General features: G+C 55.4%; 21 protein-coding genes and 1 pseudogene. 18 read left to right on the forward strand and 4 right to left on the reverse strand.

Annotated elements, in window-relative coordinates:
• From NTW95_11510 to NTW95_11540, 7 genes and pseudogenes are all read left to right on the forward strand, one after another.
• Positions 1–1,217, forward strand: a 1,217-nt coding sequence (locus tag NTW95_11510; GenBank protein MCX6558032.1) for a GGDEF domain-containing protein, incomplete at its 5' end; no start/stop codon positions are given.
• 52 nt (positions 1,218–1,269) lie between these two features.
• Positions 1,270–2,811 (forward strand): 4-alpha-glucanotransferase, encoded by a 1,542-nt coding sequence (gene malQ, locus NTW95_11515; GenBank protein MCX6558033.1) that lies wholly within the window; start codon positions 1,270–1,272, stop codon positions 2,809–2,811.
• A gap of 93 nt (positions 2,812–2,904) precedes the next feature.
• Positions 2,905–5,070: a hypothetical protein gene (locus tag NTW95_11520; protein MCX6558034.1), complete on the forward strand. Its 2,166-nt coding sequence runs from the start codon at positions 2,905–2,907 to the stop codon at positions 5,068–5,070.
• 136 nt (positions 5,071–5,206) lie between these two features.
• Positions 5,207–5,647 (forward strand): annotated as a pseudogene (locus NTW95_11525) (fructose-6-phosphate aldolase).
• 140 nt (positions 5,648–5,787) lie between these two features.
• Positions 5,788–9,054: a translocation/assembly module TamB domain-containing protein gene (locus NTW95_11530; GenBank protein ID MCX6558035.1), complete on the forward strand. Its 3,267-nt coding sequence runs from the start codon at positions 5,788–5,790 to the stop codon at positions 9,052–9,054.
• A 5-nt stretch (positions 9,055–9,059) separates the two neighbouring features.
• Complete coding sequence (locus tag NTW95_11535) at positions 9,060–11,825, forward strand: BamA/TamA family outer membrane protein (protein MCX6558036.1); 2,766 nt, start codon at positions 9,060–9,062, stop codon at positions 11,823–11,825.
• Positions 11,826–11,929: 104 nt separating this feature from the next.
• Entirely contained in the window at positions 11,930–12,340 is a 411-nt protein-coding gene (locus NTW95_11540; protein MCX6558037.1) for a hypothetical protein, read from the forward strand.
• A gap of 17 nt (positions 12,341–12,357) precedes the next feature.
• Here NTW95_11540 and NTW95_11545 read toward each other — a convergent pair whose 3' ends face one another.
• Both NTW95_11545 and NTW95_11550 read right to left on the reverse strand, forming a co-directional pair.
• A complete protein-coding gene (locus NTW95_11545; protein ID MCX6558038.1) occupies positions 12,358–15,006 on the reverse strand; it encodes a DUF5916 domain-containing protein in 2,649 nt (882 codons plus the stop codon).
• A gap of 105 nt (positions 15,007–15,111) precedes the next feature.
• A complete protein-coding gene (locus NTW95_11550) occupies positions 15,112–16,002 on the reverse strand; it encodes a prenyltransferase (GenBank protein ID MCX6558039.1) in 891 nt (296 codons plus the stop codon).
• A 180-nt stretch (positions 16,003–16,182) separates the two neighbouring features.
• Between NTW95_11550 and NTW95_11555 the strand changes: the two genes are divergently transcribed.
• Genes NTW95_11555 through NTW95_11565 form a run of 3 tightly spaced genes read left to right on the forward strand, consistent with a single transcriptional unit; the run spans position 16,183 to position 18,081 of the window.
• Positions 16,183–16,812: a hypothetical protein gene (locus NTW95_11555; protein MCX6558040.1), complete on the forward strand. Its 630-nt coding sequence runs from the start codon at positions 16,183–16,185 to the stop codon at positions 16,810–16,812.
• Entirely contained in the window at positions 16,809–17,780 is a 972-nt protein-coding gene (locus NTW95_11560) for an HD domain-containing protein (protein ID MCX6558041.1), read from the forward strand. The genes NTW95_11555 and NTW95_11560 overlap by 4 nt, the downstream gene beginning before the upstream one ends.
• Positions 17,767–18,081, forward strand: coding sequence for a hypothetical protein (locus NTW95_11565; protein ID MCX6558042.1), 315 nt, complete (start codon positions 17,767–17,769; stop codon positions 18,079–18,081). Before NTW95_11560 ends, NTW95_11565 begins: the two co-directional genes overlap by 14 nt.
• A 1-nt stretch (position 18,082) precedes the next feature.
• Here the strand turns inward: NTW95_11565 and NTW95_11570 are convergent, their stop codons facing one another.
• Positions 18,083–19,885, reverse strand: a complete 1,803-nt coding sequence (locus NTW95_11570) for an ATPase, T2SS/T4P/T4SS family (protein MCX6558043.1) — start codon at positions 19,883–19,885, stop codon at positions 18,083–18,085.
• A 43-nt stretch (positions 19,886–19,928) separates the two neighbouring features.
• Here NTW95_11570 and NTW95_11575 point away from each other — a divergent pair, with 43 nt between their 5' ends.
• The 8 genes from NTW95_11575 (at position 19,929) to NTW95_11610 (ending at position 24,002) form a co-directional block, all read left to right on the forward strand.
• Complete coding sequence (locus NTW95_11575) at positions 19,929–20,426, forward strand: ferritin (GenBank protein ID MCX6558044.1); 498 nt, start codon at positions 19,929–19,931, stop codon at positions 20,424–20,426.
• A 112-nt stretch (positions 20,427–20,538) separates the two neighbouring features.
• The gene (locus NTW95_11580; protein MCX6558045.1) at positions 20,539–20,811 is read left to right on the forward strand and encodes a hypothetical protein; all 273 of its coding nucleotides are present in this window, start codon (positions 20,539–20,541) and stop codon (positions 20,809–20,811) included.
• A gap of 21 nt (positions 20,812–20,832) precedes the next feature.
• Positions 20,833–21,714: a DUF58 domain-containing protein gene (locus NTW95_11585; GenBank protein ID MCX6558046.1), complete on the forward strand. Its 882-nt coding sequence runs from the start codon at positions 20,833–20,835 to the stop codon at positions 21,712–21,714.
• Positions 21,711–22,649, forward strand: a complete 939-nt coding sequence (locus NTW95_11590) for a BatD family protein (protein ID MCX6558047.1) — start codon at positions 21,711–21,713, stop codon at positions 22,647–22,649. The genes NTW95_11585 and NTW95_11590 overlap by 4 nt, the downstream gene beginning before the upstream one ends.
• Positions 22,630–23,349 (forward strand): VWA domain-containing protein, encoded by a 720-nt coding sequence (locus NTW95_11595; GenBank protein ID MCX6558048.1) that lies wholly within the window; start codon positions 22,630–22,632, stop codon positions 23,347–23,349. The genes NTW95_11590 and NTW95_11595 overlap by 20 nt, the downstream gene beginning before the upstream one ends.
• Positions 23,270–23,524, forward strand: a complete 255-nt coding sequence (locus NTW95_11600; GenBank protein ID MCX6558049.1) for a hypothetical protein — start codon at positions 23,270–23,272, stop codon at positions 23,522–23,524. Before NTW95_11595 ends, NTW95_11600 begins: the two co-directional genes overlap by 80 nt.
• A 66-nt stretch (positions 23,525–23,590) precedes the next feature.
• Entirely contained in the window at positions 23,591–23,803 is a 213-nt protein-coding gene (locus NTW95_11605) for a type II toxin-antitoxin system HicB family antitoxin (GenBank protein ID MCX6558050.1), read from the forward strand.
• Positions 23,796–24,002 (forward strand): type II toxin-antitoxin system HicA family toxin, encoded by a 207-nt coding sequence (locus NTW95_11610; GenBank protein ID MCX6558051.1) that lies wholly within the window; start codon positions 23,796–23,798, stop codon positions 24,000–24,002. The genes NTW95_11605 and NTW95_11610 overlap by 8 nt, the downstream gene beginning before the upstream one ends.
• A 68-nt stretch (positions 24,003–24,070) precedes the next feature.
• On the opposite strand, the gene NTW95_11615 is transcribed toward NTW95_11610, so the two are convergent.
• Positions 24,071–25,069 (reverse strand): HEPN domain-containing protein, encoded by a 999-nt coding sequence (locus NTW95_11615; protein ID MCX6558052.1) that lies wholly within the window; start codon positions 25,067–25,069, stop codon positions 24,071–24,073.
• Positions 25,070–25,075: the final 6 nt, after the last annotated feature.

The raw sequence follows: 25,075 nt of genomic DNA on the forward strand, positions 1-25,075 counted from the left end.
ACAACTTCAATAAAATATTTGACTTTTGTCGCAAAAGAAAATACTTTATGGGCATGATCGATTCCAGGCTGGCACAACCCCCGCTGCAGGGACCGGAGATCCTGGCCCTGAAGCACTTGTTTGAAAAAAACCACTGGCTGATCCGCATCCGCATGTTTTATCCCGTCTTCATCATGCTCTTTTTTCTGTCCTACAATTTCCTGGCCGGGAGCTCGCTGATCAGCTGGCAAAACGCCCTACTGGTTTTTCTGCTGCCGGTCATCGTCAACCTGCTGTTTTATCTCGATGTCCGCCAGAAGGAAAAATCAACCGAGCGCCAGGTGAGCTACGATCAGTTGCTGTCATCTATCTCTAGGCAGCTCTTCTTCGACCTAGTCGCCATTGCCCTGATCGTTTTTTTTTCCGGCGGCCTGGACAGCCCGATCATCGCCATGTTCATCGTCTACATCATGATCGCCACTTTCCTGACCGACTACCACATGGCCTTCCGCATCACCCTGACCGTCATCGTTCTCCTGCTGCTGATCACCGTGCTGCAAAAAGGCGAAACTTTTTTCTACAGCCAGCAGATCATGGCCATGCTGACCTTCGACATCATGTTCATTTTCACTTATTTCGTTTCCGGTTACCTTTCGAAAAACCTGCATACCAATGAAGCCCTGCTCAAGGAGCTGCTGAAGCAGACCCAGGAGCTCTCCATCTCCGACGGCCTGACCGGTTTGTACAACCAGATGCATTTTTTCGAGCTGATCAAAATGGAAACGAAAAAAGCGCAGCGCCACAGCCAGAGCTACGCGCTGATCATGTTCGACGTCGATTACTTCAAAAATTTCAACGACCATAACGGTCATCAGCGCGGCTCGGAGACCCTGAAGGACATCGGGGCAATCATGAAGAGCAAATTCCGCACCAGCGACCTGCTGGCCAAGTACGGCGGCGACGAGTTCGTCATCATCCTGCCCCATACCGACAAGGTCGGCGCTTACCTGGCCGCCGAGAGGCTGCGGGAAAGCGTTGAAAAGCACGTGTTCCCCGGCGCCGAATTCCAGCCGCAGAAAAAGCTCACCATCTCCCTTGGCCTGGCCGCTTTCCCGGAACATGGGCTGAACGAGGAGGAAATATTGAACCGCGCCGACAAGGCATTGTACTTCGCCAAGGAATCGGGACGCAACCGCACCGTCATTTACAATGAAAACATAGGAAAAGAACTTGAATAAGGAAACGGTTTCGCCGGCCGAAGGCGCGGTAAAGAAAAACAAGGGAACCCCCATGGAAAGAGCCAGCGGCGTGCTGCTGCATATCACCTCCCTGCACGGGAAATACGGTTGCGGCACCCTCGGCCGCGAGGCGGCCGCCTTCAGCGATTTTCTGGCGGCCAGCGGCCAGTCCTATTGGCAGGTCCTGCCATTGGCGCCGGTGTGCGCCCATTGGAATTTTTCTCCATACTCTTCACCCTCGGCCCTGGCCGGCAATGAACTGCTGATCGATCCGGAAAAAATGCACGACCGGGGCTGGCTCAGCGCCGAACAATTGCGCGAGAGCGAAGAGGGCCAAAACAGCGACTTCGCAGACCTGGATAAAACCGTCGGGCAAAAAGCGTCCCTGCTGGCGAAAGCGGCCGCTCAGTTTCATGAACGGCGCGACGCCGGCGAGAAAAGCGCCTTCGAGGGTTTTTGCTTTGACCAGCGCCACTGGCTGGACGACTATTGCCTGTTTCGGGCCCTGGCCGACCATTTCAACACCATGCAGTGGCCGGCCTGGCCCGAAGCGATCGCACGCCGCCAGCCGGCGGCCATGGAAAGCTGGCGGAAAAAGCTGGCCGCAGCCATCCGTTTCCGGCAGTTCGAGCAGTACGTTTTCTTCCAGCAATGGCTGGAAATGAAGGAATATGCCAACCGGCGCGGGGTGCGCATCATCGGCGACATTCCTTTCTACGTCAATTTCGAGAGCGCCGACGCCTGGTCCCATCCCGAAATATTCACGCTGGACAGAAACAGCGGCCTGCCCGCAGCCGTGGCCGGCGTCCCTCCCGATTATTTCAGCCCGACCGGCCAACGCTGGGGCAATCCCCTCTATCACTGGCAGGAGGGAGGAAGGCTCCATGCCCCGACCATGGAGTGGTGGACCGCCCGCGTCGGCCACCTGCTGCGGCTGGTCGACGTCTTGCGCATCGACCATTTTCGCGGCTTCGACACCTACTGGGCGATCCCGGCCGGCGAGCCGACCGCGGTCAGGGGCCAATGGCTGCCGGGACCGGGCCGGGCATTCTTCGACCGCCTGCAACAAAACCTCGGCCGGCTGCCCCTGGTCGCCGAGGACCTGGGCGAGCTTACCCCGGGGGTGGAAGCCCTGCGCGACGGCCTGGGGTTCCCGGGCATGAAGATACTGCAGTTCGCCTTTGACGGCCGGAGCGACAACCCCTATTTGCCGCATAATTTCGCCAGCAACAACTGCCTGGTCTACACCGGGACCCATGACAACAACACCAGCAACGGCTGGTTTTACGGCCAGGAAACCAGCCCGCAGACCAAGCAGTATGTGCTGGATTACCTGGGCTTGGCGCACCGCGATGAATTTCACTGGCAGTTCATTCGCCTGGCCATGCAATCGATCGCCGGCTTGGCGATTTTCCCGGCCCAGGACGTTCTCGGTTACGACGGGCGCTTCCGCATGAACACCCCCGGCCAGGGGGCCGGCAACTGGAGCTGGAAATTGACGCCGGGAGCATTGGCCCCCGAAATCGGCCAGCGCCTGCGCCGGTTGACCACCCTTTACAACCGCCTGCCCGTTAACCGGGAACTTGTCCTATAATTTGCGTTTTTGCCGGCAAGTGTCATAAAATCAGGACAAAATTTACAAAAAAAGTTGGCAAGGGACTTGCATTCAGAAGAACAGGAGGTCAACATGAAAAAGATAATAGTTGCCATTGCATGCCTGATGATATTGGCCGGGATCTCGTGGGCCGATGATGTTGAAAACGCCGGAAATGAGGCCAAGTATTACGACAACGCCAAGGTCGTCCGCATCAAGAATATAGAGGGCGAAGGTTTCGTCCAACGCTCCTACGACGAAGGCTCTGAGGAAGCGACCCCCAACCTGCCCGTGTTTGAAAAAGACACCGTCGGCACCACCGCTGGCCGGTTGGGAATTTACCTGGGCCGCTTGAACTACCTGCGCCTGGACACGGACACCACGGTTCAACTGCTGGGCGTCCCGCAGCTGCGCCGGACCGATCTGATCGCCCGCGTCGAAAAAGGCGCCATCTACCTCGACATCGAGAACCTGGACAACGAAAAGGGCATCGAGATACAAACCCCCGATTGCGGCATTTTCCTCCTGGACAAGGGCATCTACCGGATCAATGTCGATGAAAATTCGCTGACCGAGGTCTTCGTCATCGAGGGAATCGCCGAAGTCGCCGGCCAGGCCGGCAGCCGCAACGTGCGCGAAAACCAGAAAATCGTCATGGCGCGAGGCCAGATCGAGGAAAGACCGTATTACTTTTACGCCTCGGAAAAAGACGATTTTGACCGCTGGAACGAAAACCAGAACCGCGAACAGGGGTATGCCCGCTACGGTACCTCCCGCTACCTGCAGAGCGGCTACGAGGACTATGAATACGAAATGTCCCGCTCCGGACACTGGACTTTCATGCCCGAGTTCAACAGCTATGTCTGGGCCCCGTACTACAGCAACGCCGACTGGATGCCTTATGGCAACGGCCGCTGGGTCTATAATCCCTTTTACGGGTATGTCTGGGCCTCCTATGACCCGTGTGGCTGGTTCACCCACCACTACGGACGCTGGCACTGGAGCTATGGCGGCGGCTGGTACTGGATCCCTTCCTACCACTGGTCGCCAGCCTGGGTCTCCTGGTTCTGGGATGACGATTACTACGGTTGGTGCCCGCTGAGCTGGTGGGACCGGCCCGTGATCATCATGAACAACCGCTGGGATCGCAATTACAATTTCCACCACGGCATCCCCTACTACTCCCGTTCCACCATCATCATCCGTAAAAACCAACTCACGGCCGTTAACGCCGCGCAGGCGGCTCTGCGCAAGGAAAGCTTTGGGCCGACAAGCTCCAGGTTCATCGCTTACCACGGAGCCGCCCCCAGCGAACGCCCGACCGTCGCCCAGGTCTCGGTCATCAACGCCCGCGGCAGGACCGTGGCCTACAAGCAGAACGGTATCATCTCCAAGGAAAAATACAGGATCAGCAACGAAGCGGCCGAGGCTGGGAAATCCACCGTGTATCGCTACAACAATTCCGGTAACGACGGCAGCCCGTACTCCCCGCGCGTCTACCGCAAAAAAGATGAAGAAAAAGGCTCAAGAACCTATGGCGGCGGCTATTCGAGTTCCACCAAAACCAGCCATGAATCGACCAACAGCACCAGCAGCAGTGGCGAAAAGGCGCGGTCCAAGGAGTCGAAGCGCGACGATTCCTCGAGTTCCTCCCAGTCGTCATCTTCGGATAGCTCGGCCAGAGCGCGCGGCCAGACGACGACCTCCAGCCAATCCTCGTCGTCCACCGAGAGCGAAGCCAGGGAAGCCAAGAAGAAAAAGGACGAAGCTGCCTACATGGCGCTGCTGCGCAGCGAGAATACCGCCGGGTATAAAAGCCACGCCACCGGCATCGCCAGCAATTCGAATCCGTATGACGCCGGCGTCGGCGCTGCGAACCGTCCTGCTTACCGCGCCTATGAATCCCGGACCGCCAGCGCCGGCAGCGCGGCCGGCGACTTCACCGCGGAAAGGAGATCGACCCGCTATGCCGGATCCAGCACGGCCAACGCGGCCGCTTCCGGATATCGGTCGAACAGTTATTCCTATCAATCCGGGTATGCCTCTGAAAGCTTGGCAAGAGCCAGAAGCTCGAGCCAAGGCAGCGGAAGCGGCAGCAGCGGCCGCGGCCGCGCCTATGGCTTCGCCGGCAGTTCTTCCGCCAGTTCCAGTCATTCTTCCCATGCCTCGGTCTCGTCCTCGACCCGTTCCTGGGGCGGGTCGTCGTCTAGCTCGTCGCACTCAAGCTCGGGCTCGACGTCCAGGGCCAAAAAACGGTAGCCGATAACCGCCGGCAATCTGAACCGGCTTGCCGATTCCCCTGAGAAGGCAGGCCGGGGTCCTATTTTTTTCATGCCCATGACTTTCATTGCTTCTCGCCTTCTGCTATAATGAAAGAGACCATTGGAGAAACGGCATGAAAATATTTTTGGACACGGCCAACATCGCTGAAATCAAGAAAGGGATCGAGTACGGCGTCATCGACGGCGTCACCACCAATCCCAGCCTGATCGCCAAGGAGAAGCGCGAATTCATCCCCCTGATCAAGGAGATCACTGCCATCATTTCCGGCCCCGTTTCCGTGGAAGTCACGGCATCCGCGGTGAAGGAGATGATCGCCCAAGCCGAAGAGTACGCGGCCATCGCCGCCAACGTGGTCATCAAGGTGCCGGTCAACCTCGAGGGGCTGCAGGTGGTCAAAACCCTGGCCGGACGCGGCATCAAGACCAACGTCACCCTTATTTTTTCCGTCTCCCAGGCGCTGCTGGCGGCCAAGGCCGGAGCAACCTACGTCTCCCCCTTTGTCGGTCGCGTCGACGACATTTCCGGCGACGGCATGGAACTGGTCGAGGATATTCTCTTCGGTTTTTTTTTATACTTTTAAGCTGCACCGGACTTTTCTACGCTGCGAAATTTTATGTCTTTCGCAGCATCGTCGCCAACAGCCAGCATAGGATCCAGTTCAGCGACCTGAAGCTTTCCCTCTTCCCCCTGGGCTTGGAAATCACGAACATCAAAGACCTTCCCATCCAGAATGAAAATTTGATCTCGTTCGCCAACGTGACCCTCACCATGCCCTTCACCTCTCTTTTCAGCAGAAAGAAATCGGTCAATATCGCCATTGAAAAGCCGGTTCTTTTGCTCAATGAAAACCTGCTGAAAATTGACCCGGGCAGCGGCACATTCGCATCCGGATTCATCGTCAAGCACATCGATCTCCTCCATGGCGAAATCCGCTTCAAGAACGGAGAAACCTCCCTGCAACTGCTCGATTTCAATTTACATTCGGGCCCGTTGGCCGATGGCCTGGCTTTCAAGCTCGATTCGCCCCATTTGAAGATCATCTTTCCCCTCAACGACGAACCGCTCACTCTGGAAGGGAACCTGGACGGTGAAATCCGCCAGCAGGGCGGCATCTGGAAGATCAGCCGGTTGCAGTGGCAGACCCGGGATATCCACTTCAACATCAACGGCCGCATCTTGGCGGACGGGTCATTCTATCTGAATACCTCCGCCCAGGGCGATCCCGAAAATATCCTGCGTCCGCTCCTGGATGATCTTACCGTCAAGGGGTTGACCTACGCCAACGCCCAAATCGTCAAAAACGCCAGGAACCGGATCCAAATAAAGGCCGATTTCACTTCGCCCACCTGTGTAATGAAGGAAAGCCTTTGCTCCAAACTGGCGGGGAATATGACCTGGAACGACCAGAGCAGCGATCTCGCTCTCGAAGCCACCTTCGACACACCGCTGAGCCGGGGCTGGGTGCAGGTCACCAGCAAGCACGGAGAGACCGACGTCGCCATCCATGACATCCCGGCCGCCTACCTGGCCAACGTCCTGGACATCGGCACGGATGCCCCGCTTTCCGGAATCGTCCGCCGCAGCGCCATCACCATTACCCAGGACTTCATCACCGGCAAAGTCGACCTAGATGCCTCCCCGGCCCGGCCGTTGACCCTGCCCTTCGTGGTTAGGGGGACCATCGATTTCCAGCGCGATAAACAAAAAAAACAGATCACTTTTTCGGGTCGGGAACTGCAATTGAATCTCGGCCAGCTCGATATCAGCGGCCAGATCGATTCCCAACAGCACACCCTGGACATGAAGATCAACGCCGTTTTGAAGAACATGGAGAATGTCGCGGCCTACTCGGCTTTTTATCTGGATTTCAACCTGCTGCCCTGGAAGCTGAGCCAGGGGCAAGGCAACTTCTTCCTGGAAATCACCAACCGGCCGGGCAACAAGCAGAGCCGGAGCCATTTCATCGCCCGCGATTTCCTGGCCAACCAGCAGGCCATCGAAGCGCTGCAGGGTGACGTCCAAGTCAATCAGGGCCACGCCCTGGGCGATTTCACTATCTCGGCTCCCGACCTGAAGGCGCTGGCGAAACTGGAAATCGTCGATCACAACTCCACCATCCATTTCCAGAATGTCCGCGGCGACGGCGGGAAAATCTTGAAAATATTGAATCAACATCTGGCGCTGCACGGCGAAATCACAGGCGCCTTCACTTACCAGAAGCGCCACAACCCCGAAAGGTCTTTGGTGCAGGGCGCGTTCCAGGCACCCCGGTTGGAATTTCTGGGCCTTCCGCTCGACCAGGTCAGCAGCGACCTAAGTTCCGACCTGAACGGCGTCGCCCTGAGCAGGCTGAGCTTCGGCTGCAAGAGGGGGACCGTTCGCGATGCCGCCGCAGCCATTGATTACGAGCAGAAAAAATTCGCCATCAACGGCCGCATCGAAGGCATCGACGTCAGTCAGATTAGCAACAAACTCAACGGCCTGGCCGATATCGAGGTCAATGGCCGCGGCGAATTCCTGCACGACCCGCTGGCAATCACCTGGCGCTCGGCCAGGCTCAGCACGTCACCGGGCCACGAATTTTCCGCCAGCGGCAACGCCAGCGTGCGGACCGATTTTAGCAATTTTATTGCCAGCGGCAGCGGTGCGTTGCTCAATCCGGCCGGGACGTCGCCGCTGACGTTTGACCTCAGCCGCCAGGACTCCCACCTGACCGGCCAGTTCAACCTGAACCTCATCGACCTCAACCTGCTGATTCCCTGGAAGAACAACTCCGGTTCCATGCGCCTGCTCGGGCAAATTTATTCCAACGACAGGGGAAGGCTGCGCAGCCGCGGCGTGGCCGTGTTCTCCGGCCAGACGCTCTCGCTGCCCAATTTCTCCCATTCCCTGGACAACTTTCAAGCCACCCTAACTTTTGATGGCATGAAATTCAACCTGCAGTCCCTGAGCGGGGAAATGGGCGGCGGCCGGGTCGATGGCAACGGACACCTGGAGATCGATCACGGCCAGCTGCAGGGCCTGACCTTCAACCTGCAGGGCAAAAGCATGCGCCTTTATCCCCTGGACCGCATATCCTGCGAGCTGAACGCCGACCTGACCCTGAGATATCTGGCGAAAAAATTGTTCCTTTCCGGGACGCTGGGGTTCCTCTCGGCGAACTGGCAACGGGAGATCGATGAGCCGCTCGCTTTCGGCACGCGGGCGGAATTATCGACGACCGGATCCAGGCTGCGCGAGATGCTGCAGCTGGACATCACCATGAACGGCGACAATATCCAGATCAACAACTCCATTGGCCGCATCAACGGCAAGCTCAAGCTCAAGTTGACCGGCACGGCCGCTTTCCCCGTCCTGATCGGCACCTACGAGGGCAACCAGGGCGAGATCCATTTTTCCGACCGCTCCTTCAACCTGCTCAAGGCCAAGCTGGTATTCAACAACAGCCTGCGCATCGATCCGCTGGTCACCATCGAGTCGGAAACCTTCATCCAGAATTACCGCATCCGCTTCGACATCAAGGGGGCCGCGTCCAGCGCCAAGCCCGAATTGGTCTCCTCGCCGCCCCTGCCGCCGCAGGATATCCTGGCCCTGGTCTCCCTGGGAGAGGCTTTCCAGCGATCGGGGTCGCAGGAGATCAGTTCGCAACTGGGCAGCACCGCCCTGCTCACCACCGAGCTGGCCAAGGAAATAAAAAACCGGGCCAACCGTCTGTTGGGGATCAACCTGCTGCGCATCGACCCCATGCTCAAGAGCCAGTCCGCTTACGACACGTCGCGTTTGACCATCGGCACCTCGATCACTAAAAACCTGGTTATCGTCTATTCGACCAACCTGTCCACCACCCGGCAGGAAATTTATTACCTGCAATACCAGCTGTCCCCGGCCGTTTCGCTGATCTACATGAAAAATGAGGAGGGCCGCTACAGCATCGACCTGCGCGTGCGCAAGAGGCGCTAAAGAACATGAAAAGGCAAAGCCGACGACAAAACCGATGGCGCCCGGCCTTCATGCTAATGCTGCTGCTCCTGGTGCTGCGGCAATGGGGGGCGGCCGAATGGCAAAGCTATCCGGTGGGCCGGGTTTTCCTGCTCAACCAGAACCAGCCGAACGATCCGCGCCTGATCCCGTACCGGCCCCTGCTGCGCGTGGCCGGCGGCGCCGCGTACAAGTACCAGGATATCCGCAGCAGCATCGAGAACTTGTACCGGACCGGCACCTTCGCCAACATCGAATCCAGAATCAAAATCAGCCCCGACAAGAGCATCGACGTGTATTTCGTCGTTCAGAACAAGCCCACCATCCGCTCGCTGCGCTTCACGCCGCCCGATCCGATCGGCAGTCGACAGCTGCAGGACGCCCTTTATTCGCTGCGCAAAAACGACTTGTACGAGGAAAGCAAAATGGCCAAGGCCATGAACGAGCTGCAAGCCCTGTTCAAGGCCAAGGGCTATTTCAGCGCCCAAGTATCCCCGCAGGTCAGCCTGAACGAACGCCAGGATAGCTGCTCCATCCATTTCATCATCGCCTACGGCCCCATCGCCCGCATCCGCAAGCTGACCATCAACGTCGACGACGGCCAGCTGGCCAAGACCGTCGCCTCCTACTTCAAGAAAAACATTTTTTACACCGCCGCCGAATTCGCCGGGGGGATCGACAAGACGAAAAAATTGCTCAAGCAGCAGCTGTACTACCACCCGGAAATAAAAATCCAGGAGGAGTTTCTCAACCCCCAGCGATCGCAGCTGGACATCACCATCCACATCGCCTGCGGCTACAAGTACATGTTCGAGTTCCGGGGCATGGCGGCCAAGATGTCCCTGATCGCCAGCGTCTGGGAGCAGGAGGTTTTCGAAAAATGGGCCGAAGCCGAGAGCCGCTCCCGGTTGCTGAACTATCTCAAGAACAAGGGGTTCCTCAATGCCGAGATCACCTCGGCCATCACCACCCAGGGCAATAAAAAGACCATCGTCTTCACCGCCAGCAAGAACCGCCGCTTCAAGTTGGGGAAAATCACCTTCCAGGGAAACCAGGCGTTGAGCGACGCCACGATCAGGGAGATCATCAATTCCGACGACTTGATTTTCAACAAGCTTTTCTGGCTGCGGCTGAATTCCCTGCTGGTCGACATGGAAGTGCTCAAACTGTACTATTATTACCAGGGCATTTCGCCGGTGGCTATCCGCCTGGAGCCGCGCTTCCACGCCAACCGCGCCGATATCGATTTTATCATCAGTGAAAGTCCGAAATACACCGTGGAGAATGTCGAATTCAGCGGCAACCACGCCTTTGCCGGCCCGGAGCTGTACCGGCTGATCAAAAGCCGGACCGGCTCCCCGTACGTGCCGAAGCAGTTCAGCGAAGACATCGACCGGCTGCAGAATTTTTACTGGAACAACGGTTTCGACGAGGCCGCCGTCACGTATGAATTGTCCCCCGGTGAACAGAAATCGCTGCTGATCAAAATCGACGAAAAGCGCATGAAAAAAATGGGGGAATTCATTATCATCGGCGCTTCCAACTCCCAGAAAAAGCTGCTGAAAAAACTGTTCCCGCTGCAAGCAGGCCAGCCGTTCAGTAAGGAAAAAATTGATGCATTCCGCACTGAAATCGAAAACAGTGCGATTTTTTCCCAGATCAAATTGGATAAAATCGTCAAAGAAAGAGACCTTGTTGACGTGCTGATCAAAGTGATCCCGGACCGCAGCCGTTTTTACGGTTTTGGTTTCGGTTGGCAGGAAAGAAGCGGAACACGCACATCCCAGGGGATACTGGAAGTGCTGCAGGGAATAGCCGAAGAACTGCGCGGGACTCTGGAATACCAGGAAAAAAACCTGTTCAATTCCATCTCCTCGCTTAACTTCACTATGCAGTTGGGCTTGAAAGAACAACGGGGAATCCTGTCCATCGATACGCCCTATTTTTTCAACAATAAGATCCCCTCTTCGTTTAAAATCTGGGATGAAAACGAAGCCTATCCCAGTTATCAGTTCAACCGCTGGGGACTGGGCGTGTCGGTCGTTAAAAAATTTTCCGAAAAATTGTATCTCCTGGGCTCTATCAAATGGTACCGCACCAAGCTGACCGAGCTAAAAATCCCCCCCTTTGGCGTGGATCAAGTTGGCAGATCATTCGACACCACGGCCTTTTCGCTTTCTTTTGTCAATGAAAAGCGCAACAACCCGATTAATCCCAGCAGCGGCTCTTTTCTCAGCGCTGATATGAAGCTGGGACTGCCGCTATTCGAAAAGGATTATACATTCCTCAAATTTTTTTGGAACTATCAGCAGCACTACTCTTTTCTGCACGACTGCATTTTTTCCTTCTCCATTAAAAACGGCTTCGCTTTCGGCGACATGTCGATCACCGAACGCTTTTTCGCCGGCGGTTCCCTTTCCTTTCGCGGCACACGCCCCGACCGCCTGGGCCCCATCGACCTGGCCAAAAACGAACCCGAAGGCGGCAACGTGCTGTTCCTGGTCAACCTGGAGGTCACCGTGCCCAGCCTGCTGATCCCCATGCAGGATCTCTACTACACGTTTTTCGCCGACGTCGGCAATGTCTTCGCCAAGTCCAGCGACCTGAATTTCAACAAGATGGAGCGCGCCCTGGGCTTCGGACTCAAGCTCCGCACCGGCATGGGCCCCATCCGCCTCGATTTCGCCTTCAACCTGCGCCGTTTGGCCGAGAAGAACTTCCTCATCCAGATCGGTTTCGGCAACGTGTACTAAGAATCAACAAAGAGCATTTTGGCAACAAATCAACAAAATTAAGCCAATATGCTAAAATTAATAATGATGGATAATGATAAATGGAATTGAAAAAGGAGAAATTGATGATTGAAAGCAGAAATCGTTTTTTCTCATGGCTCGGGTTGCTCATGATTTTATCAATATTATTTCCAACATCCGTTTTCCCGGAAGACCTTAATCAAAAAATTAAAAAGCTTGAACAAATGATAACCCAGATGGAACAAAGGATTGCGAAACTGGAAGGGAAAATTCTTGAATTGGAGAAGGGTCAGGGAAAACCGGTTGCGGCTTCCCCGAATAAGTGGAAAGACAAAGCGAACTGGAGATTGCTCAAGAAAGGAATGAGTAAAAGCGAGGTCGAGCAAATTCTCGGTGAACCTCCCAAAATAGTCGCTAATGCGTATTATGGAGACATCTGGTTGTATCCCGATCTTCAAGGCGGAAACGCCAGCTTTGACAAAGATGGCATACTGACTTCTTGGAAGGAGATCTGAAAAATTTTTAGACGAGGCTAGAGGTTGAAGCGGTAGGTGGCCTTGAGCATGAAGATGTTGTCGCCCTCGGCCGAGACCAGGTCGGTGAGGTCGCGGCCGAAATTGAATTCACCGGGGTTGGCGTAGTCCTGGCGGTTCTGCGTCCAGACGAAATAGAGGGTCGAACCGGGCCGGTACTCCCAGCGGAAGACCACCGTGCCGCGCAGCGACTTGAAGTTGAAGTCGGGGTCAGCGAAGGTGAACTCGGGAGCGGGGCCATGGCCGTCGGGATCGACAGTGTAGCCATCGCCGCTGCCGACAATGATCGAGCCGTTTTCCCCGTAAAAGTTGTACGCATTGGATGCCGGCCGGGCCAGCTCCTTGAAGCGGCTGTAGGCGCCGACGGCGATCAGCGGCTGCAGGAAAACCTGGAGGCTGATTTTCGGCGAGAAGATCCAGTTCAGGCGGATCTCGGCCGAAAGGATCTTCTCGTCCATGCTGGCGAACATATAGCGGCGGCCAAAGGTGGCGGTCATCAGCGGGTCGTCGATGTTGGCCACCCACTGGCGCGGGGTGTGGACGGCCTCGAACTGGGGATTGATGGAGAGCGAGACGTTGCTGCGCGGCTTCCAGCGCAGCTCCGTGCCCATCTCCCAATCGATGCCGCTGCCGTCGCGACGGTTGGCGATCTCGCCGTTCAGGGAAAACACCAATGCCTTGCGGCTGTCGCTGTACAGCTGGAAATCGATCCACTGCCCCGGGGGCAGGCGCAGCAGCGGCCCGCCGCGCGTCGCCTCCTTGTCGTAGCTGGCGGCGAGGGCGCCGATCTGGATGCCGCCGCCCCAGTAGTTCAAAAAATCTCCGTAACAAAAAAGGAAATAGTTCTCCATGATGGCGTTGTTGCCGAAGTCCCAGCCGCGCGCCATGGCCCCCATGACCTGGGCATTGCGAAAGACCTTGCCCGGGTGGAGCCAGGTGTAGCCGACGACCAGGTGGGAGTTGATGTAATCGCCCCGCCACTGGTAGCCCAGGTCGTTCGCTTCGAAGCCGGGGGAGATGGCGCCCAGGGAGGCGTTGACGATCAGGTTCCCTTTTTGGTGGTTCAGGGCGATGCGTCCGGCCCAGCCCGTCATCGAAGTGGCCGAGGAATCCAGCGCCAGGTAGTCGGCGTCGGGGCGCTGGTAGTAGTGCCGCGCCGACCGCTGCAAACTGAAGATGTATTCCGGACTGCCCTCGACCCGCGTTGCCCCCAGCCAGCCGGTCAGGGCCCATTTGCGCTCCTTGCCCAGCTGCAGCCAGCCGTCGGCCCCGAGGGCCAGCGCCTGCCGACCCAGGATCGTCTGCAACCCCTCGTCATCCAGATCGCGAAAGACGCCGGTGGCGATGAACCCCAGCCCCTGCCGCCCCTGGTTGAAATCCTTCTGGGCGCGCAGCACGGTATAGTCGCTGAACGGCTCGACCTCCTGGCGGAAACGATCGCCGTTGTCGTCTACGTCGGCATACTCGCGCGCGGTCACGGCGTCCAGGAAGCCGACGTTCCAGTTTCCGGCCACCTTCCCGCTCAGCTTGGCCGCCCCCAGGATGGTGGTCATCTCCGGGTAGTCGGCGTAAAAATCGCCGCTGACCGAGCCCCGCGGCGCCTGGCCGATGCGGCGGCTGTAAAAGAGTTCGGGATTCATCCAGTTGAATCCAAAGTTGCTGTTGGCGCCGCCGTAGCCGAAGGCGAAGGTGTTCGAACCCTCGATGAAGAACGGGCGCTTCTCCGAGTAGTAGGTTTCAAAAACCGAAAGGTTGACCTCGGCGGGGTCGACCTCGACCTGGCCGAAATCGGGGTTGAGCGTGAGGTCGAGGGTCAAATTGCCCTGCAAGCCGTATTTCAGGTCCAGACCGAGGCTGGCGAACTGGTCGCTGCCGGTGCGGAACGGGTTCCCCGCCTCGCCGGGGCTGAAGGCCAGCTTGCCCAGCGTGTAGGGGATGGCCTCGAAATGACGGCCGGGGCGGATGCCGCGGATGCCGGTCAGGGAGGCGAAGCGTGACACAAAACCGTTCTCTTCCTTGGGCACCCAGGCGAAGTAGTCCAGCTCGTTCTTGCGCTGGATGACGCGCTTGAAATTGACCCCCCACAGGTATTCGTCTCTGGCCGGGAAGCGCAGCTGGTCATAGGGGATGCGCATCTCCACCGTCCAGCCCTGACCGTCGATTTTAGCCGCGCCCTCCCATACCCCGTCCCAGGTGCTGTCGTCCCACTCGTCGTTGTACAGGGTCCTGTCGATGATCGAACCGGCCGGATTGACGCTGAAGGAATAGCCGCTGCGCCGGTCGAAATAAGGATCGACGGCGAAAGTGAACCAGTCGGAATCCAGATTGTCGTCGCGGCGACCGAGCAAACGGACGATCTTTCCCGGCTCGGCGTCATACAGCCGGGCGGCCACGTAAACCGCCTTGTCGTCATAGGCGACCCAGACCTCGGTCCGTTCGGTCGCCGGCTTGCCGTCCAGCGGATTGCGCTGGATGAAATCGCCGGCTCCCGCCCCCTGCCAAACCGATTCGCTCAGTAAACCGTCGACGCGGATGATCTCCTCGGACCGCCGGGCCCGCACGTTTCGGCTGGAGGCCGGCGCGGCCTGCTCGGCGGAGAGAAGAGCGCTAAAAACTATCAGGATGGATAAAAGGTGCAATTTTCTCATACGTATCCCCTCTCCTGGTAAAATGGAATGACCGTGTAACAATTATATAGACGTATGAAAAGGCAAAAAGGTTTATAAATGAGGAGAGACCGCTATTTTCCCCCCCTATAAAAAATAAGCGATGGCCAGCAGCAGGTCGGTCAGGAGCACCATGGCCACGTTCAGCCCCTGTGCCGGAAGCAAGCAGTCGGGTTGGTCGTGATACTTCAGGGTCAGGAAGACGGCGGCGACGCCCAGCGGCAGCGTGGCCAGGGCGATCAGCTCCGCATAGGGGATATTTTCCACAAAAGGGCCGGCGGCGATCAGGGCATAGAGCAGGAACACCGCCCCGGCATAGATCAGGGCCGCCTTTTTCCGGCCGAGAAGGATCACCAGATGGCGTCGTCCGCCCGAACGGTCGGCTTCCACATCGGGAAATTCATTCAAAAAAAGCAGCAGCGCCGTCAACAGCCCGGGAACCAGGGCGACATAGATGATATCCGTGGTCATGAAGCTGGTCAGCGCGTAATGGGCGCCGATAACCACGAAACTGCCCAGGGTCAAACCGCTGACAATTTCGCCGATGAACCATCTGGCCAGGTGCGAGGTGTAAAAACGGGCGGCCAGGGCTCCGCAGACCATGAGAATCAAGATCGGCCAGCCGCTGACCAGGCAGAAATATAAGCCGATGGCGCCGGCCGCCAGCAGGGCGATGGTTGCCGCCCAAGTCACCTGGACAGCCGTTGTCCGGCCCGACTGCAGCATGCCGCTGCCGCCGCTGAAAGGGGTGCGGATGGTATGCTCATCGATTTTGCTTTTGTAATCGGACAGCTCGTTGAAAAGATTCACGGCCGCATGCGCCAGAATCACCCCGGCCGTCAACAGCAGGGAATGGCCGATATGGTCAAAACCATGCCAGTGGGCGCTGGCGATGCCGATCAGGGTCAACACGACTGCCAGGGATAAAAACGGTCCGCGAACCTGCTGGAACCAGACGGCGAACAGATGCTTTTTCATTGCCATGACCTCCCCAGCCGTGAAATGTCTCCGAGATTGTAGACCATGTTCGGCGGCCTGGCAAGAGTCAACGCCCGCCCGAAAATGAACGGCGCCACGTTGCGTCAATGCCCATATTTTGCTACCATAGGCACATGAAAAGCGCGTCCGGCCATGGCGGAGCGTCCACGAGGATGGCCCATGATCGTTAAGGCCCTGTTTTCATTGTTCGTCCTGCTGCAACCGGGCCCGATCCTGATCGACAAGATCGCCGCCGTCGTCAACGATGAAATCATCACCATCCACGACATCGAACGGGCGATCGCCCTGTATCCCGTGCTTAGCCAAAAAAATGAAACCGAGGAGAACATCTATTTCAGGGTGCTTTCCGACCTGATCAACTACAAGGTCATCTCCCTGGAATTCAGCGACGAATTCAACCTGAGCGAAGAGGATTTCGAGCAGGTGCAGACGCCGATCCTGAAAAAAGCCGGCTCCATGGAAAAATTGCTGGCCGTGTTGAACGGTTTTACCATGAACTGGAACGACTTCCAGAACTTCATCAGGGAAAAAGTCCTGTATGAAAAAGTCCTCAGGGAAAAATTCCAAATGGAGATCACCATCCCCTTCAGCGAAATCGAAAACTTCTACAACAACGACTACGTCCCTTCGCAGCAACGGCTCGGCCTGGTTCCGCAGTCCCTGGTCGAAATGGCCCCGGTGATCGAAAAATACCTGCGCCAGCTGAAAACGGAGGAGCAGCTTTCCGCCTGGCTGAGCGATCTCCGCGCCAACGACAAGATCGAGATCAAGCTAAGGAGCCACCAATGAATCTTTTCGAAAAACCGCCGGCCAAAACGCGCTTCATCAACACTTTGCAGAACGACGACAAGGTCACCTGGTACTACCGCGTCCAGGAAGTGGTCAAAAAAAAGACCAAGAACGGGGACGATTTTTTGGACCTGACCGTGATTGACAAGACCGGGCGCATGCCGGCAAAGATCTGGAACAACGTCGACGGCTATGCCAAATTGATCCAGGCCGGGGAAATCTACAGGATCAGCGGCGAAATCAGGGAATACAAGGGCAAAAAACAAATCACCGTCACGCACATGCAGGCTCCGGCCGCCGGCGACAAGGAGTTCGATCCGGCCGATTACTGCGAAGCGCCGCCCTTCGACAGCGCGGCGCTGCTGGAGCAAATGTTCGCCCTGCTGGCAGCGAACCTGACCAATCCTCACCTGCGCCAGCTGGTCGAATTCTTCAAGGAGGATTACGGGCCGTCCCTGCAGCAGGCCTACGGCGCCCAGAAGATTCATCACGCCTTCGCCGGCGGCCTGCTGCAGCACACCTATTCGCTGCTGGAAATGATCCTGGCCCTCGCCCCCCATTACGGCCTGGACAAGGAATTGCTGCTGATCGGCGCCCTGTTTCACGATATCGGCAAAACCGCCGAATTTAAGACCCAACCCGCCCTGGAAACAACGCTGGAGGGAGGCTTGCTCGGCCACGTCATCATCAGCCTGACCATTTTCATGAACTTGAAGAATCGCATCGCCGACTTCCCCCTCGCCCTCGCCACCCACATCGAGCACCTGATCGTTTCGCACCACGGCGAAAAGGAATACGGCTCCCCCGAAGTCCCCAAAACCCCGGAAGCCTATCTCCTGCACATCCTCGACCTGCTGGATTCGCGCCTGAATATCTTCCGCGAGCAGCTCAAGAGCGCCGACGGCCAGAAACTCTTTTCCGAATTCAACCAGGCACTGGGGACGCGGATCCTGCTTGCCAAGCAATAGAGACAATCCCCCCTGCCCCGCCTGCGGTTCCAGCGCCACCCTGCCTTTTGAAAATGATGAAAACAGCGACAGCGATCAAGCGTTCAGCGAAATCATCCTGGCCGTTGTCCTGTTCTTCCTGGCCCTGCTCGGCGTCCTGATCCTTCTGCTGCTCAGCCGGACGGCAGCTCCGGCCGCGCTGCTGATGCTGCTGGCCGCCGCCCTGCTCTGGCGGCGAAAGAAGGAAACCCAGCGCGGGCGAAGCCGCAAGCGGCCGCGCGAATTCGTCTGCCTCGATTGCAGCCACAATTTCAGGGCCTGAGCTAGAAGAAACGGCAGCTTTCCTGGTAGGATATTTCGCCCTTCAACACCCGGTTGATGATCTTTTGCGTAATGGTCAACCTTCCGGCCTCGGAAATTTTCTTATCCAAGGCGAGCAGATCGTCCTCCTTGAATTGGGACCGCTCCTGGTTGTCCATGATGAAGATCTCATAAAAAACCTCGTCGCGGCTGAAGCCGCTGGACTGGCATTTCGGGCAGCCTTTTTCCTGGAAGATCCGATAGCTGTTGCTCAATTTTTTGTTTTTAAACAATTCCTGGGCCGGCCGCGGATTGGGCACCTTGCAGGCCGGACAAAGGATTTTCGCCTGCCGTTGGAAGATCAGCAGGCGCAAATTTTCTACCAGGTAGGAGAGGGGAACCTCGTATTCATTCGCCATTTTTTCGAAGATCTCCTCGTAGGAAAAACCCTGCAGTTCAATGAATAATTTCCCCATTTCCACGAAATGCAGGAATTGGCCGTCGTAGTTTTTCTGGAAATAGTCGAATAAAAACATCGAATCCGGCTTATAAAAAAGCAAATTCTTGTATACCGCGTTGGTCACATCGTTGCCCTGGTTTTCAATCTGGAAAAACCTTTCGTTGCGCAGGATCACGTCGTTTTCCACGGTGGCGATCCGCTCCGCTGCCAGAGTGTTCATCAGGGCATACAATGTTTCGTTGGTCCTGCTGAAGGCCGGACCGGCCACGATGAACAATCCGTTGGGTTTTTCCAGGATGGCCCGCAAGCAGACCACGTCATCATTCTCCAGCTGCAGGTCGGTGATTTTCCTGCCAAAGTCATCGAGACGGCTGATTTTGAAGCGGATGTTTTCCTGGTCGGAACCCGAATAATATAAAGCCTTGATCTTCAAGTGGCTTAAATTCTTGTTCAGGTTCAGCATGGATTCCTGGGCGACTTTCCTGGCCGAGGCCTTGACGCCGCAGATCTCCTTGATTTTCGCGAAAAATTCCGCCGCATCCTCGGCGGGCTGCCGAACCGGAGAGAGCAGCTCGCCGTTGCGGAAGAAAATCTTCAGCTGGCCGTCCTTGCATTCGAAAAAAACATCCGAAACCTTGTTTTGCACCGCCTGCTTGATCAGGGAATTCAACAACCTGAGATGGCGGGCGCCGGCCAGCGACGTGTAAATTTTTATCTCTTTCTCGGCGTTCTCCAGGTTTTTCAGCAGGTTTTCAATTTCTTCCTTCGGGGCCAGGTAGGGGATCAGTTTGAAATTCTGCAGTTCACTGCTTTTTTTCAGTTTGGGAAGCTCGGTGAGCGAATAAAAGGCGAAACGCAGCATGCGGCCGCCGGCGATTTCCTGGATCTCGATGGGAACGATCTTCTGGTCCAGGCAGAAGTCCTTGCCGACCTGGCGGATCAGGTCGCCGTCGACCTTGAGATTCTTCAAGTCGATCGTTTCCACGCTTTTCTGGTTCAGCAGGTACAGCTGAAGCTCATCCGGGGTGACCAGCGACATCATGATCAGCACTTCACCCAGTTTTTTGCCGACGATCCGTTGCTTATCCAGGGCGGTAACCAGCTGGTCCAGCGAAATCTTGCCGGCCTTGACCAGAATCTCGCCGATCTTCATGTAAGCGGAATTGCGGCTGTCGGTGTACTCGGCCAGCAGCTCCTTGGGGCAATTCTTCAGATACTTTTTTTTGTACTCCTTGGAAGCATCGCAGAAGCACTTCAGGCAGAAGGGGCAGGTCTTGGTCGGGCTGGCATGGCTGCAATCGGGGGCCGCCGCCGCGTCGAATTCGGCCCGGCAGTGCCAGCAGGAAACGAGATACGGTTCAGCCATGGCCCCTTTCCTCTCTCTAAACTTATCTTCTCGGAGGCCGCAGATGATTTCAAAAAAACTTGAAGATGCCTTTAACAGGCAAATCAACGAAGAAATTTTTTCCGCTTATCTGTATCTGTCCATGGGCGCCTATTTTCATTCCTTGAACCTGGACGGATTCGCTGTCTGGATGAAAGCGCAAGCCCAGGAAGAGATGTCCCACGCCATGAAATTTTTCGCTTTTCTGGGTGACATGGGTGGCCGCATCTCCCTGTTGACTGTCAAGGAACCCGAAAAAAACTGGAAATCGCCATTGGCGGCATTCACAGCCGTTTCCAGGCATGAACAGTATATCACCGGCCGCATCAATGAGCTTTACCGCTTGGCCGGCAGCGAAAAAAGCAACCCCACGCAGATCATGCTGCACTGGTTCATCAAAGAACAGGTGGAAGAGGAAGCCACCGCGGCCAAGATCGTCTTCAAACTCAACCAGATCAAGGATAACGTCGGCGGTTTGTGGATACTGGACAAAGAACTGGGCGGGCGGCAAAACAAATCCTGATCGCTCGGTAAAACCGTTACTAAAAACAGCTGCCATTGGTTGGGAATAGGTTCGATTTCTGTTAAAATTAGTGTTCGAAAAAAAAGGCGCCCCGGAACGAGGAGCAGAAACGATGGAGGAAAAGGTTTTCGATGTTTCCATGATTTACATCCAGAACACATCGGCCAGCAACTACAGCCTGGAGTTCGGCTGCCGCGACAAGAACCTCAAGCTGAATTTCAGCGCCGTCGAGGGGATCGAACTGATCGCCAAGATCCCCATGGAGCTGAAGAGCTCATACCTGCAACTGAGCGAAGGCATGCCCAAGGTCTGGAACATGAAAATGGTCTATCCAATGAACTTCCGCGTCCGCTACAGCGGCAAGATCCTCATCGAGTCCATGTGATATTCGGAACCGCCGCGCGCCATGATCAGCGAAGAGACGCTTAAAAAGATCCGCAAGCTGGAAATCATCTCCCGCAAAGCGGCGCGGGACATTTTCGCCGGACAGTACCACTCGGCCTTCAAGGGCCGGGGCATGGAATTTTCCGAGGTCCGCGAATACCAGTTCGGCGACGACATCCGCTTCATCGACTGGAACGTCTCCTCGCGCCTGGGCCGGCTGTTCGTCAAGCAGTTCGTGGAAGAGAGGGAGCTGACGATCATCCTGGCCATCGACCTGTCGGCGTCGCTGCAGTTCATCTCTTCGCGCAAGAGCAAAAAGGACATTGCCGTCGAGCTGTCGGCCCTGATCGCTTTCACGGCCATGCTCAACAACGACAAGGTCGGATTGTTGATCTTCACCGACCGGGTGGAGGTTTTCATTCCGCCCAAGAAAGGCCGCACCCATCTGCTGAGGCTGATCCGCGACATCAGCGAATTCCAGCCGCAAGGCCGGGGTACGGCGATTGGCGGCGCCCTGGCCTACCTGACATCGCTGCTCAAGAAAAAAGCCGTGGTCTTTCTGATTTCCGATTTTCTGGACGACAATTTCGCCACGGCGCTAAAAATCGCCGCCCGCAAGCACGACCTGATCGCCATCGCCATCCGCGACCGCCGGGAGCTGGCGCCGCCGCGACGCGGGATATTCCGGCTCAGGGACCTGGAGAGCGGGGAGGATTTCAACGCCGATTTCGGCCGCGCCACCGTCCGCTCGGCCTTCCAGGATATCAACCGCAGCCGCTCCGAGAAGTTGAATGACTTATTCCATAAACACGCCATCGATGCCATTACCATCCACTCGGACACCGATTACGAGAAGCCGCTGTTCGACCTCTTTTTGAAGCGCCGGCACAAATTCGCCCGATGAAAGCGCTGCGCCTGTTCTGCATCCTGCTGGCGGCCGTTGCGGCGCGCCCGCTCGACGCCGCCCAGGTGACCCTGACCGCCTCCACCCTGACCGCGACCGTCGGCGAACAGGTGGAACTGCGCCTGATCGCGCGCAGCCTGGAAGCCGTCGATGAAATGAGGGTTTCCCTGCCGGCCGGGGATTTCGAGGTCCTTCGCCGCCAAAGCCAGCCGATGATCCGGACCACCGATTGGCGCACCTTCGAACACGTGCTCACCATCGCTTTTTTCAAGACCGGGGAGTTCGCGGTCGGACCGGTGACGATCGAGCTCCTGGCCGCCAAAACGGTCATCGAAAAAGAACAAAGCAACGCCGTCACCATCAAGGTCCGTTCGCTACTCGGCGCCGACGACCGGGACATCAAGCCCTTGAAAAAGCCGCTGACCATTCCCGGCAACCCGCTGCACCTGTTGAAATATGCCGCCGGCGCCGGCCTGATCCTGCTGCTGGCCGTTGGGCTGCTACTGCTCAGGCGCAAATGGCGAAAGAAGTCCCTCGGCGGGGAAATCGTCCTGCCGGAGCCCGAGATCGAACTGGAACAGCGCGTCAACGAGTTGTGGCAGCGGCGCTTGACCCAAAAGGGTGAGCACAAATTGTTTTTCATCCGCCTGGGAGAGATCATCAAGGGCTTCCTGAACCGCGCCTACGTCTTCAACGCCGACGATCTCACCAGCACCGAAGTCATGGCCCGGCTCGGGGGCGGCGAAAAGGACGTGGACCTGGTGGCCTGTTTTAAAACCATTTTCACCCGGGCCGACCTGGTCAAATTCGCCGAGCAAGTACCGGGGACTTCGGCCATCGACTCCCTGGCCCAGAGCATCGCCATAATGATCGAAAAATATAAAAAAAGACGCAGCCTGGCAAACGAGGCGAACCGTGTTCAGACTGGCCGCTAAATACTACCTGCTGCTCCTGCTCCTGTGGCCGCTGCTGGCGTGGTGGAACCGCTTCGTGAACCGCTCGGGCCGACGCCACGTCAGCTTCGCCGCGAAAAAACTGTTGCCAGAGGCGCCGCAGACCTGGAAGATGGCGCTGCTGCAAAACCTGAACCGCGTCAAGATCGCCTCCTGGCTCCTCCTCGTCCTGGCCCTGGCCCGGCCGCAGCTGCTCAATACCTACCAGGTGGAGGAGCAGAAAGGCATGGATATCCTCCTGACCCTGGACATTTCCGGTTCGATGGCCTCCGTCGATTTCAAACCCAAGAACCGGCTGGAAGTGGCCAAGGAAGTCATTACCGCCTTCATCGAGAAGCGCCGCAGCGACCGCCTGGGGCTGGTCATTTTCGCCGCCACCTCCTACACCAAGTGCCCGCTGACCGTCGATTACGACATGCTGAAATATTATCTGCAGGATACGGAATTCGGCGAACTGGAGGACGGGACGGCCCTGGGCATGGCCCTGGCCACCTCGGTCAACCGTATCCAGAATTCCGGAGCCAAGACCAAGATCATCATCCTGCTCACCGACGGCGTGAACAACCGCGGCGAGATCGACCCGCGCGAGCCGCCAGTACGTCATGGTCAACGTCGAGATCGACGAGGCGCTGCTGCAGGAGATCGCCAAGACCACCGGCGGTCTTTACTTCCGGGCCATTGACCGCGATTCACTGCAGACCATCTTCGCCGAGATCGACCGCTGGGAAAAGACAAAGATCAAGGTCAGGAATTACTCCGAAAGCACCGAATTGTTTCCTTACTTTCTGGCCCTGGGGCTGCTGCTCCTGTTGGCGGTCGAAGCCGCCCGCCGTTCCTTCCTGCGCACCCTGCCCTGAAAATAAATTGATTGTTTCAGCTTGAAAATTAATCCAATTAAGATTATTATTATCTTGGAGAGATCGATGAAAAATATAAAATATGTCGTTTATCGGGAAGATAAATATTATGTATCCCAATGTTTGAACGTCGATGTTTCCAGCTTCGGAACTACGCTCGACGTGGCTGTGGCCAATTTGAAAGAGGCGTTGGAATTATATTTTGAAGATAATAAAAAATCGGTCGATTTTCGCTCCATTCAAGAGGTGGTGCTCGGCGAAACCCGGGTCCATGCCTAAGCTTTATTCTTCCAAGTGGATTATCACGGTTCTTGAACACCACGGGTTCATGCTCAGTGGCCAGCGCGGCAGCCACAAGAAATTCCGCAAGGGCGATAAAACAGTAATTGTCCCCGATCCGCGCCACGAAATCCCCATGGGAACTTTCCATTCCATTCTACGCCAGGCCGGATTACAAAAAAGCGATTTCGAAAAGTAAATCGCCCCGAAGAGTTAACTGCATCCAGGAACTGAGATAGTCTTGCATATCTCTTAGTCCTTGAAAAATTATAGATTTGGCATGTATTCAAGTAAATTGAAACTATTGTCATTTAATATTTCTTCGGAAAACTTCTTAGGTTGAATCCCACTCAAAAAATAATAAACATCCTTATATATAGCCTCAATATATTTTAAAAGATTTTGGTGAATTGGAATAATTTTCCCATTATGAATAATTTTGGATCTCAGTCCATATAACCTTCCCATATTAAATGTTTTTTGAATGCCTACTAGGGGAAGGTTATATATCTTACCTAAAATCTGATTTATTGATTGAATATCTGTATTATTAGACATTGCAATAATTTCTAGTGCAATCCAATACTTCAGAAATGCATCAACGCCAGAATCAAAATTTGCATTTTTAAACCACCGCAAAGACAATAAAAATCTGTTTTTTTCATCTTCTGGTTTTTGAAGAATAAATTTATTAACTAAAAATATATTATTAAACTTTTCTTCATTTAAATCTGGAGAAGGGAAAAACAAAGGATTTTCGCACCTTGCTGCAGAAGCCGAAACTTGATTGTCAGAAATTCCATAAACATTTTCAAAAATGAGCTCATGTGCAATATTTCTTCCAAAAAATAAAATCAATAAACCTAGATAGATATCAACCTTTTCTTTAATAACTGCTTCATTCCAATTTGCACTATTTTTATCAAAAGGGGTAATTATTAATAAATAAACATCCTCATTACTTATGGCTCTTTTAATTTTTGTTTGATCAAAACGAAATTTTCCTTCCGGTAAAAAATCGATTTTAGCATCCTTTGTATCTAAATAACTAAATTTCCCAAATAAAAATACTAATCTTATTTCATCTAAATCCAATATTTTTTCAATAAACTGTAATTTATTTCTATTTAAAAAAATTCGATACCCAGAAATCCAAATATTTCTAATAATCTTTTTTTCTACCCAATCAGATGGAACATATTGTACAAATGTGAATTTATTTTGATTTTCTTTTTTCCCAACTCTCCATTTGTGTTTTTTCTTCATAATATA

It is taken from the genome of Candidatus Aminicenantes bacterium, from assembly GCA_026393795.1.
Taxonomy (GTDB): domain Bacteria; phylum Acidobacteriota; class Aminicenantia; order UBA2199; family UBA2199; genus UBA2199.